Raw genomic sequence first — 10,922 nt, 5'->3', positions numbered from 1 at the left:
GACCGACGTGCTGCTACTTCCCGACATCCTCGCGCGTCGCGCCGTCGACGAGCCGGACCGCATCGCCTACATCTTCCTCGACGACAACGGCGCCGAGCACACCACGACGACCTATCGCGAACTCCACGAACAAGCGATGGCGGTGGCGGGACTGCTGCGCTCGCGGTGCGAACCGGGCGAGCGCGCCCTGCTGGTTTTCCCGCAGTGCGTCGAATTCATCACCGCCTACTTCGGCTGCCTCTACGCGAATATCGTTGCCGTGCCGGTGAATCCGCCGCGTCGCGGCAAGGTCCAGGACGCGACTCGCTCCATCGTCGCCGACTGCGCGCCCACGGCCGTGCTGACGATCGGCGGGCTGGTCGAGACACTGCGACCGGTACTCGAGCCGCTCTGCACCGCACGGCAGTGGCTGGTCGTCGACGAGTTGTCCACGGCGGAAACCTCTTTCACCCCGGTGACCGCCGATCCCGATTCCGTGGCATTTTTGCAGTACACCTCCGGGTCGACCTCCGCGCCCAAGGGTGTCATGGTGACGCATCGGAACCTGGTGGCCAACGAGGAGATGATCCGGCACAGTTTCGGCCACGACCGGGACTCGACCGTGGTCGGCTGGGCGCCCTTCTTCCACGATCAGGGCCTGATCGGCAATGTGCTGCAACCGGTGTACGTCGGCGCGACGACGGTCATGATGTCGCCCACCACCTTCATCCGGCGGCCACTGCGGTGGCTCGAGGCCATCTCGCACTATCGCGCGCACACAAGCGGCGGCCCGAACTTCGCCTTCGACGCGTGTGTCGCGCGCGCCGCGGCCGGGGAACTGCCCGACCTGGACCTGAGCAGCTGGAAGGTCGCCTTCAACGGCGCCGAGCCGATCCGGGCGCAGACCCTGGACCGGTTCGCGAAAACGTTCGCGCCACTGGGGTTCGGCGCCCAGGCGGTGTTCCCGTGCTACGGCCTCGCGGAGGCCACCCTGCTGGTGTCGGCGAGCGGGAAGGGCCGGGGTCCGCGGTTGCTGGATGCCGATATCGACGCGCTCGCCGATCGACGTTATGTCGCGGCCGGGGTGGATCGGGGCCGCACGCTCGTCGGCTCGGGGGTGGTGCTGCCCGGTGAGGACCTGCGCATCGTCGACCCGGCGACGGGCGAGCTGTGCCAGGAAGGTCGGGCCGGCGAGATCTGGGTGGCGGGTGACCATGTCGCCCAGGGCTATTGGGGCCTGCCGGAAGCGACCACCGAGACCTTCCACGCCCGCCGCGCCGACGATCCCGAGCGCACCTACCTGCGCACGGGCGACCTCGGCATGGTCGTCGACGGTGAGCTGTATGTGGTGGGCCGCCTCAAGGACATCATCATCCTGCGTGGCCGCAACTACTACCCGCACGACATCGAGCACACCGTGCAGCGCGCGCACCCGGCGCTGCGACCCGGCAGTGGCGCGGCGTTCGCGGTGCCGGGGCGTGATGGCGAGAAACTGGTCGTCGTCCAGGAGATCAAGCGCGACGCCGACGCGGGCGCCGACGACATCGCGGGCGTCATCAGGGCGGCGGTGATGCAGGAACACGAAATCGCCGTCGCGGACGTGGTGCTGGCCGCGCCGGACACGGTGCAGAAGACGAGCAGCGGAAAGATCATGCGAGCAGCGGCAAGAAAGCGATACCTGGAATGAGCACCGAGACCTTCGTCTTCGACCCCACCGCACCGGGATTCGCCGACGACCCCTATCCGCACTACGCCCAGCTCCGCGCCGCGGGACCCGCGCAAGAACATCCGCTCGGATTCTGGATCATCTCCCGGCACGCCGACGTGGCCGCCCTGCAACGTTCGGCGCACTCCGTCGACGAGCAGCACCTGCGGCATCTGCCCGCGTGGAAGAGCGGCAGCACCGAGGTCCGCAAGGAGAGCCGCGTGATGGGTGGGCTGTCGATGCTGGATCAGGACCCGCCCGACCACACCCGGCTCCGGCGCCTGGTGTCGAAGGCCTTCACGCCCCGGTCCATCGAATCGCTGCAGCCGCGGGTCGAGGAACTGGTCGAGGAGGCGCTGGCCCGCATCGCCGCGGCGGGCACGGCCGATGTCATTGCCGAACTGGCCTTTCCGCTGCCCTTCACCATCATCTCGGAGATGCTCGGCATCCCGGTGGGCGAGCACACCCGGCTGCGCGAGCTCACCGAGATCGTCGTGCTGGTGTTCGAGCCCTTCGCGAGCCCGCAGACCCAGGAACGGATCAGGGCGGCCAACCAGGAACTGTTCGGGATGGTCCGTGAACTGATCCGCTGGAAACGCGCCACCCCCGGCGACGATCTGCTCACCGCGCTGATCAGTGCCGAGGACAACGGCGACATGCTCAACGAGGACGAGCTGATCTCGCAGGTGATGTTCCTCTACATCGCGGGCCACGAGACCACGGTGACCCACCTCGGCAGCGGAATCCTGTCGCTGCTGCGGCATCCCGACCAGGCGCGGCGGCTGCGAACCGAGCCCGACCTCGCGGCCGACGCCGTCGACGAACTGATGCGTTTCGACACCCCGGTGCACCTGATGCGCCGGATCACCCTCGCGCCGTTGCACATCGGTGGCCACGAGATCCCCGCGGGCAGCTGGGTGATCGGCGCCCTGGCCGCCGCCAACCGGGACCCGGAATTCTGGGGCGCGGACGCCGACCGGCTACGCCTGGATCGGCCGAACGCGCACCAGAACGTCTCGCTCGGCGCGGGCATCCACCACTGCCTCGGTGCCGCCCTGGTGCGGATGGAGGCCCGGATCGTGTTCCCGCGCTTCGTGACCCGCTTTCCCGAGGCCGCGGTGGTCGATCAGACGTGGAACGGTCGGATCAACCTGCGCGGCCTCGCGACACTGACCGTCGCGGTGTAGCGCTCAGCGCGGCTGTTCGGCGGGCAGCGAGAACCGCATGCCGGGTGCGCTGAGGTGGACGGGTCCGTCGAATTCGGCGGACACGTCGTCGCGTCGAGCCTGCTGCCACTCCTGCTGTGCCGAACCGAAATGGGTCAGCACCACCGAGCGCGCACCCGCGGCAGCGGCGGCCCGCCCGACCTCGGTGGCCGAAAGGTGGCCGTGCGGTGTGCGATCCGGCTCGACGAGAGTGGACTCGGCCAGAAAGATGTCGACATCGGCGGCGAGCGCGACCAGGTTGTCGTTCCAGCCGGTATCACCGGTGAACGCGATACTGCCCGTGGGGCTTTCGATCCGGACGCCGCAGTCGGGTTCGGTGTGCACCATGGGCACCAGCTCGATGGTGCAGTCGGCGAGTGCGTGGGTCTCGCCGCGCTCGTACTCGATGACCTCGTAGGCCAGGTCGAACGCCCGGTTCAGATCAGGGAAGGTCTTGACCGGGAACAGTGCGGCGAGCTGATCCAGTTTCGCGCGAGCGCCTTTCGGCACGAACAGCTTGATCCGGCGGTCCGGGGCATCGGCCGCTCTGCGCATCGCCTGTTTGCCGATGGGCAGCACGTCGTAGCAGTGATCCAGGTGCAGGTGGCTGATGACCACCGCGTCGAGCAGGCTCGCGTGCAGGTAGTTGCCGAGCATCACCGCGATTCCGGGGCCACAGTCGAGCAGAATTCTCGACTGGCCGGTTTCGACCAGATAGCCCGAACTGGCGGCGCCGTCGGCGGGCATACCCGCTCGATTTCCGACGATTGTCAGGTGCATTCGACGTACCTTTCGACACGGAAAGTTTCCGTGCCCGACGGTATCGATGGGAACTGACCCCCGCCGTTTCGTATCGAACATTCCGATCCGTCCATCGCATTTCCCGATCGAATAAGCGCCGTCGACGCCCTGACCAGGGCAATTGCGCGGAAGGTCGTTGCGGGAGAGTGGATTTCGGAATTCGCGGTGTTCGGCACCGAATACTGTTGATCAACGTTTGCGACCAGGTGCTGTGAAAATGAGAACGGGGTTTGTGATGACCAACGGTGTGAGTTCTTCGATGGGCCGGGAATTGCCGCTGCGCGGTGCGGTGAACGCGCGGGACCTGGGTGGCTTGCGAACGACGGACGGGCGGCAGGTGCGCCGCTTGCGGGTACTGCGGTCGGACCGGCTGACCGAGCTGGACGCAGGCGATGTGTCGTTCCTGCTGACCGAATGCGGACTGCGCACGATCGTCGACCTGCGTGCGCCGGGCGAGATCGTCACGGACGGAACAGGTGCCGTGGTCGACGCCGTGGCCGACTACCGCAACCTGCACGTCTACGGCGCGGACCGGGTGCGCCTCGACCTGACCGAGGTCTCGCCCGACGGGAGCATGTTCGACCGGTACTGCGAATACCTCGAGCACAGCAGCGAGAACATCGCCGCCGTGCTGCGCCTGCTCGCGGCCCCGGGTCAGTTGCCCGCGCTGGTCCACTGCGCCGCGGGCAAGGATCGCACCGGGGTGGTGATCGCGCTGCTGCTGGCCGTCGCCGGGGTGCGCGCGGACGACATCATCGCCGACTACGCCGCCACCACCGCGAACATCGCGGCGCTGCGGGCCCGCAGCGGACGGGAGGTTCGACCGGCCGACGACGCGGCAGATCGGCTCCCCGCCTGGGTCTTCGCCGCCGACGCGAGCACCATGCGCCAGTTCCTGATCCACCTGGACACCGAGCACGGTGGCGCCACCGCGTGGGCGACCCGCGCCGGACTCGACCAGGCGACGCAGCGGCAGTTGGCCGACAGCCTGCTCTGTGACTGAGGTCACAGATCGACGGCGATTTCGTCCCATTCTTCCCAGAACATTTTCTAATGCTTGGGAAGTTCTTTACTATTGACGCGACTCTGTGTCTGGAGTCCGCTCTCTTTCGAGTAGTGCTGCAGATCCGCCGTTCGCTCGCAGCTCAGCATCAATTGCCAGTGCATGTTCGACCGATGAACCGGGAGCCCATCCGCCCCGGCGAAGGAGAATGATGACCGACAATGATCCGGGCACCACCACAGCGACAGCGCGCACGCTGTCACATGCGTCACTGAAATCGGTTCTCCAGCAAGATCTTCCAGCGTCACTCGTGGTGTTTCTCGTCGCGCTGCCGCTGTCGCTCGGGGTCGCCCTTGCCTCCGGCGCGCCTGTCGTCGCCGGGCTCATCGCGGCCGCCGTCGGCGGGGTGGTCGCGGGATTACTCGGCGGCTCGAAGGTTCAGGTCAGTGGGCCGACCGCGAGTCTCGCCGTCGTGGTGGCGGGAGCGGTCCAGCAATTCGGCTGGGCCGCCATGTGTTTCATCACCGTCGGGGCGGGTGTACTGCAGATCCTGTTCGGGCTCAGCCGCGTCGCGCGAGCCGTGCTGGGTATCGCGCCGGTGGTGGTGCACGCGATGCTCGCCGGCATCGGGGTGATCATCGCCCTGCAACAGGTGCACGTGCTGCTGGGCGGAACGACGGTCAGTTCGCCGTGGGCCAGCATCGCAGAGCTGCCGCGTCAGGTGATGTCGGTGCAGAAGGGTGACTTGTTCGTCGGATTGCTGGTGATCGCCGTGCTGATCGGATGGCAGTATCTGCCGCGCCGGGTACGGGTGGTGCCCGGCCCGCTGGTCGCGGTAGTGGCGGCGACGGTGGTCTCACTGGTGCTGCCGATGACAGTGGAACGGGTGCGCCTCGACGGCTCGCTGCTCGACGGGATCGGGTTGCCCGCGTTGCCGCACGGCGGATGGCTGCCGATTGTGCTCACCATGCTCACCGTCGCTCTCATCGCCAGTGTGGAGACGCTGCTCTCGGCCGTCGCGGTCGACAAATTGCGCCCCGACCAGCGCACCGACTTCGACCGTGAACTCCGCGGTCAGGGCGCGGCGAACATGGTCTCGGGCGTGCTGGGTGGTCTGCCGATCGCGGCGGTCATCGTGCGCAGCATCACCAACGCCAACGCGGGCGCCCACAGCAGGGCGGCCACTGTGCTGCACGGTGGCTGGATCCTGGTGTTCGCGGTCGCGCTGGTCGGCCTGGTCCGCCAGATCCCGACGGCGGCGCTGGCCGGGCTGCTGGTGCTGATCGGGGTGCAGTTGGTGAAGCTGGCGCATATCAAACGGGCCCGCCGCACCGGCGACATCTACGTCTACCTGGTCACCGTGATCGCGGTCGTCGCACTGAACCTGTTGCAGGGCATGGTGATCGGGCTCCTCGCCTCGTTCGCCCTGCTGCTGTGGCGGGTCGTGCGGTTCACCATCGCCGCGGCGCCGCGCACCGACGGGACCTGGCTGGTGCGCATCGCGGGCACCTGCACCTTCCTGGCCGCGCCCCGGCTCACGACCGAACTGGCGAAGGTGCCCGCGGGTGTGGACGTGACGGTCGAAATGAGTGTGGACTTTCTCGACCACGCGGCGTGCGAGTTGCTCTCGGACTGGGCCGACGCCCGTGAATCCGGAGGCGGCACAGTCGACTTCGTGGAACTCGGCACCGCGAGGATGGCCCGCACCCACGACGGGCCGCCGGAACACGGGCACGCGCGCAAGGCGGTCGACGAGGCGATTCGGCCGTGGCGGCGCAGCGGCGGCGTCGACCCGATCGCCGCAGGCATAGCGGCCTATCACCGCAAGCACGCGCACCTGATGCGGCCGCACCTGGCCGGGTTGCGACACCGGCCCGATGCCGACACCTTCTTCCTGGCGTGCGCCGACGCCCGCATCGTGCCCAATGTCATCACCAACAGCGGCCCCGGCGACCTGTTCACCGTCCGCAATGTCGGCAATCTGGTGCCGGTCGGTGGCAGCGACGTCTCGGTCGAGGCCGCCCTGATCTACGCGCTGGACAAGCTCGACGTGCGCTCGGTGGTGGTGTGCGGGCACAGCGCCTGCGGTGCGATGGAGGCGTTGTACCGCCAGGTTCAGGCCGGGCCGGGCCTGGACGACTGGCTCGCGCACGCCCAGCCGACCCTGGCCGCGTTCCACGGCGGTCATCCGGTCGCGACGGCGGCCGAGCTCGCGGGCTTCGGCCCGGTCGACCAGCTCGGCATGGTCAATGTCGCCCGGCAGGTGCAGACCCTCATCGACTATCCGGCGATCCGCAGCGCGATGGCCGAACGCGGTGTCGCGGTGACCGGGTTGTTCTTCGACCTGGCGACCGCGCGGGTGATCGAGATCCACGCCGACGGGATCTCGGGGTTCGACGAGGCCCGCAGGATCGCCGCCGAGCCCGTGTAAAGGGGGGTAGGTGTGGGTCACACCACAGACTGCCTGCGGTTATGGCGAGACCCACTGTTTGTGCGGCACACTGGCTTTGCCAATTCTTTACCAATAGGTTGGTTCCACCAGTTCCCGGTTCGCCGATGCACCGGAATCTTCGCTCCACCCCCTTTGCTTCACCACCGCCCTTGTGATGATCGGCCTCGGCCCAGCGCCGGGAGCCGGCGAAGGAGAGTCATGTCTGTCGAGAACGACCATGCCCCGCCCCGTGCGGACAGCCCGTCGAACGAGTCATCCCGCCCCACGTGGCAACAGACGCTGCTGCGTCACGATCTACCCGCTTCCATAGTCGTTTTCCTTGTCGCGCTGCCGCTCTCGCTCGGCATCGCGGTCGCCTCCGGTGCGCCCATCGCCGCCGGCCTCGCCGCCGCCGTGATCGGTGGTGTGGTCGCGGGCCTGCTCGGCGGCTCGGTCCTGCAGGTCAGCGGCCCCGCCGCCGGTCTGACCGTGGTCGTCGCCGAATCCATCGCGCAATTCGGTTGGCGCGTAACCTGTTTCATCGTGGTCGCCGCGGGCGTGCTGCAAATCCTGTTCGGACTCAGCCGGATCGCGCGCGCCGCGCTCGCCGTCGCCCCGGTGGTGGTCCACGCCATGCTCGCCGGTATCGGCATCACCATCGCCCTGCAGCAGGTCCATGTGCTGCTCGGCGGTTCCTCGCACAGCACCGCGCTGCGCAATGTGATCGAACTCCCCGGTCAGCTGCTGTCGCTGCACGGAGGTGACGCGCTCGTCGGCGCCGTGGTGATCGCGGTGATGCTCGGCTGGAAGTACGTCCCACCGAAGCTGCGCGCGGTGCCGGGTCCGCTGGTGGCGGTGCTCGTGGGCACCGTGCTCTCGCTCGGACTGCCCGAGGTCGAGCGGATCGCGCTGAGCGGGTCGGTCTTCGACGCGCTCGGCCTGCCGGAACTGCCGTCGGGCAACTGGTCGGCCGTCGCCATGATGGTGCTCACCATCGCGTTGATCGCCAGCGTGGAGAGCCTGCTCTCGGCCGTCGCGGTCGACAAGATGCACACCGGTCCGCGCACCGGATTCGATCGGGAACTGATCGGCCAGGGCACGGCGAACGTCCTCTCGGGCCTGGCCGGTGGTCTGCCGATCACCGGCGTGATCGTGCGCAGCGCCACCAATGTGCAGGCAGGCGCGCGGACCAGGGCTTCCACTGTGCTGCACGGACTCTGGATCCTGCTGTTCTCGGTCGCGCTGGTCGGCCTGGTGGAACAGATTCCCAAGGCCGCGCTGGCGGGCCTGCTCATCGTCATCGGCATCCAGCTGGTGAAACTGGCCCACATCCGGTTGGCCCGGCGCACCGGTGACCTGCTGGTCTATGTGGTGACCGTGCTCGGCGTGGTGTTCACCAACCTGCTCGAAGGCGTCGTCATCGGGCTCGCGTTGGCGTTCGGATTGCTGCTGTGGCGGGTCGTGCGTGTGCAGGTGACGGCTGCCCCGCTGCCCGATGGGCGCTGGCAGGTCCACATCGACGGTACGTGCACCTTCCTCGCGCTGCCGAAGCTGGCGGGCGAACTGACGAAGGTGCCCGCGGGCGCCGATGTGACGGTCGAGATGACCGTCGACTTCCTCGACCACGCCGCGTTCGAGGCGATCGAGGACTGGCAGCGACAGCAGGAAAGCGGCGGCGGCCGTGTCGATTTCGTCGAAATCGGCAGTGCGCGGATGGCCGACACCCCGGCCGCGCCACCGATCCGCGGATTCGGTCGCGCCGCCATCGACGACATGCTCCGTCCGTGGCGGCACCAGAAGTCCGGCGGCGACGCGGTGACCGCCGGTGTCGCGGCCTTCCATCGCGGCCACGCCCACGTGGTGCGTCCGCACCTGGACGGGCTGCACCACAGTCAGGACCCGGACTCGTTCTTCCTGACCTGCTCGGATTCGCGGATCGTGCCCAATGTGATCACCAACAGCGGGCCCGGCGATCTGTTCACCGTGCGCAATGTGGGCAATCTCGTGCCGGTCAGCGGTGACGATTCCGTCGAAGCGGCACTGAGTTTCGCGCTGGACAGTCTCGCGGTGCGATCGGTGGTGGTGTGCGGGCACTCCTCGTGCGGCGCGATGAAGGCGGTCCACTCCGCGGCCGACACCGCGGGTGGCCTGAGCTCGTGGTTGCGTCACGCCGAGCCGACCTTGCAGCGGTTCCTCGCGGGCCATCCCGTGGCCGCCGCGGCCAGGGCAGCAGGGTACGACGAGGTGGATCAGCTGAGCATGGTCAATGTCGCCGTGCAGCTCGAGACGCTGGGACGCAATCCCGCGGTGCGACGCGCTGTTGCCGAGCGCGGATTGGCGGTGTCGGGGCTGTTCTTCGACATCGCGACATCGCGGGTGCTCGAGGTGACTCTCGACGGAGTCAGCGCGATCGACGATCACGCCGCACTCACCGTCACCGGTTGATGCTCACCTCCGTCGTGCGCGAGGGCGGAGGCAAGCTGCGCGAAGACGCGCGACGCGACTCGGCGGCGGTCGGACTCGTAGGCTGGAATTCATGACCAGCGATCCGACCGCCGCCGAGCGCGTCACCGACGGCCCCGACTCCGCAGACGACGAGTCCGTCACAGACCGGGGCCGGTGGGACGCCTTCAAGGACCGCTGGCGCGCCTTCCGGGAACACGTCGCGCAGCGCCCTACCCTCAACGTCGGCTACCGCATCGCCGTCGGCGTGGTCGGTGGGTTGGTGCTGATCATCGGGATCATCACGATCCCGTACCCCGGACCCGGCTGGGCGCTGGTGTTCGCGGGCTTCGGCATCCTGGCCACCGAGTTCGTCTGGGCCCACCACACGTTGCACTGGGTGCGCGGCAAATACCGGATCGTCATGGACTGGTACACCTCGCGCGGCTGGTTCATCAAGGTGCTCGGCGCGGTGGGCACCTTCGCCCTCGTCATGGTGACGTTGTGGCTGCTCGGTACATATTCGATGGTCGCAGGGTGGATCGGAGTCGATTGGCCATGGTTACGCAGTCCCCTGATGTCGTGAGCACCGTTCCCGGCCACCTACTCACCGACCCCGATTGGGTCGCGGCCCGGATCGACGCGATGAGCCACACCTGGGGCACCGATGTTCCCCGGGTCGCGGGCACCCTGTGGTGGTGCATGGTCGCCTCGACCTTGGTCGAGCAGATCGCCGTCGCCTACGCGGCGGGCACGCCCGCGCCGGTCGCCGCGCTCGGCGAATTCGACTGTGCGGTCCGTCCGGACGGTGGTGTCGAGCACGCGGAATTCCGCCGGGTGCCGGTCGATGCCACCGGGCGCTCGGTGCGCTCGGACGTGGGCGGCGAGACCGGGGCGGCGGCGGCCGAGGAGGTCGCGACCGCCTTGCGTGACACCTTGACCGCGGTGATTTCCCAGGTCGCGGCGGTTTCCGGGGCCGGGGCTCCGTCGCTGTGGGCGGTCGTGGCCGATGCCATCGGCAACCGGGCGCTCGACGCGGGCACCAAGGAGGCCGCGACCCGGCTGGCGGCGGACGTGGGCTCGCGCCTGCCCGCGCCACGGTTCGTCACCGTCGAGGGCCGCACCTTCGTCCGGCGCGCCTCGTGCTGCCTGGTCTACGAGGTGCCCGGCAGGCAGATGTGCACGAGCTGCCCGAAACGTTCGCCTGCCGATCGAGCCGAACAGCTGGCCGCAGTCGCACGCGCCCGGTACTGAATCGGCGACCGGTCGCTCGACGCCGCCGCCAGACGGCTGCGTGTCGGTAACACGCGGTCATAGGTCCATCGACACGGCCCATCGGCGCTGCCGATAGCATGG

General features: G+C 68.4%; 8 protein-coding genes. 7 read left to right on the top strand and 1 reads right to left on the bottom strand.

The features are described from left to right. Window positions 1-7: 7 nt before the first annotated feature. Both ACFWPK_RS11910 and ACFWPK_RS11905 read left to right on the top strand, forming a co-directional pair. Window positions 8-1,666 carry a fatty acyl-AMP ligase gene (locus ACFWPK_RS11910; RefSeq protein WP_378914606.1) on the top strand — a complete coding sequence of 553 codons (1,659 nt, stop codon included), beginning with the start codon at window positions 8-10 and terminating at the stop codon, window positions 1,664-1,666. Next, complete coding sequence (locus tag ACFWPK_RS11905) at window positions 1,663-2,871, top strand: cytochrome P450 (RefSeq protein WP_378914605.1); 1,209 nt, start codon at window positions 1,663-1,665, stop codon at window positions 2,869-2,871. Before ACFWPK_RS11910 ends, ACFWPK_RS11905 begins: the two co-directional genes overlap by 4 nt. Window positions 2,872-2,874: 3 nt before the next feature. Here ACFWPK_RS11905 and ACFWPK_RS11900 read toward each other — a convergent pair whose 3' ends face one another. Then, window positions 2,875-3,669, bottom strand: a complete 795-nt coding sequence (locus ACFWPK_RS11900; protein WP_378914604.1) for an MBL fold metallo-hydrolase — start codon at window positions 3,667-3,669, stop codon at window positions 2,875-2,877. Between the two features lie 238 nt (window positions 3,670-3,907). Here ACFWPK_RS11900 and ACFWPK_RS11895 point away from each other — a divergent pair, with 238 nt between their 5' ends. The 5 genes from ACFWPK_RS11895 (at window position 3,908) to ACFWPK_RS11875 (ending at window position 10,820) form a co-directional block, all read left to right on the top strand. Next, on the top strand, window positions 3,908-4,693 hold the full coding sequence (locus ACFWPK_RS11895; RefSeq protein ID WP_378914603.1) for a tyrosine-protein phosphatase: 786 nt from the start codon (window positions 3,908-3,910) through the stop codon (window positions 4,691-4,693). 208 nt (window positions 4,694-4,901) lie between these two features. Beyond that, complete coding sequence (locus ACFWPK_RS11890; protein ID WP_378914602.1) at window positions 4,902-7,124, top strand: SulP family inorganic anion transporter; 2,223 nt, start codon at window positions 4,902-4,904, stop codon at window positions 7,122-7,124. Window positions 7,125-7,343: 219 nt separating this feature from the next. Then, window positions 7,344-9,569: a SulP family inorganic anion transporter gene (locus ACFWPK_RS11885; protein WP_378914601.1), complete on the top strand. Its 2,226-nt coding sequence runs from the start codon at window positions 7,344-7,346 to the stop codon at window positions 9,567-9,569. Window positions 9,570-9,660: 91 nt separating this feature from the next. After that, window positions 9,661-10,152 carry a TIGR02611 family protein gene (locus ACFWPK_RS11880; protein ID WP_378914600.1) on the top strand — a complete coding sequence of 164 codons (492 nt, stop codon included), beginning with the start codon at window positions 9,661-9,663 and terminating at the stop codon, window positions 10,150-10,152. Further along, the gene (locus ACFWPK_RS11875) at window positions 10,149-10,820 is read left to right on the top strand and encodes a (2Fe-2S)-binding protein (RefSeq protein ID WP_378914599.1); all 672 of its coding nucleotides are present in this window, start codon (window positions 10,149-10,151) and stop codon (window positions 10,818-10,820) included. Before ACFWPK_RS11880 ends, ACFWPK_RS11875 begins: the two co-directional genes overlap by 4 nt. Window positions 10,821-10,922 lie beyond the last annotated feature (102 nt).

Source organism: Nocardia sp. NPDC058519 (assembly GCF_042719755.1).
Classification (GTDB): Bacteria; Actinomycetota; Actinomycetes; order Mycobacteriales; family Mycobacteriaceae; genus Nocardia.
The sequence above is the reverse complement of the archived record's forward strand: the minus strand, read 5'-3'. Positions and strand labels throughout refer to the sequence as shown.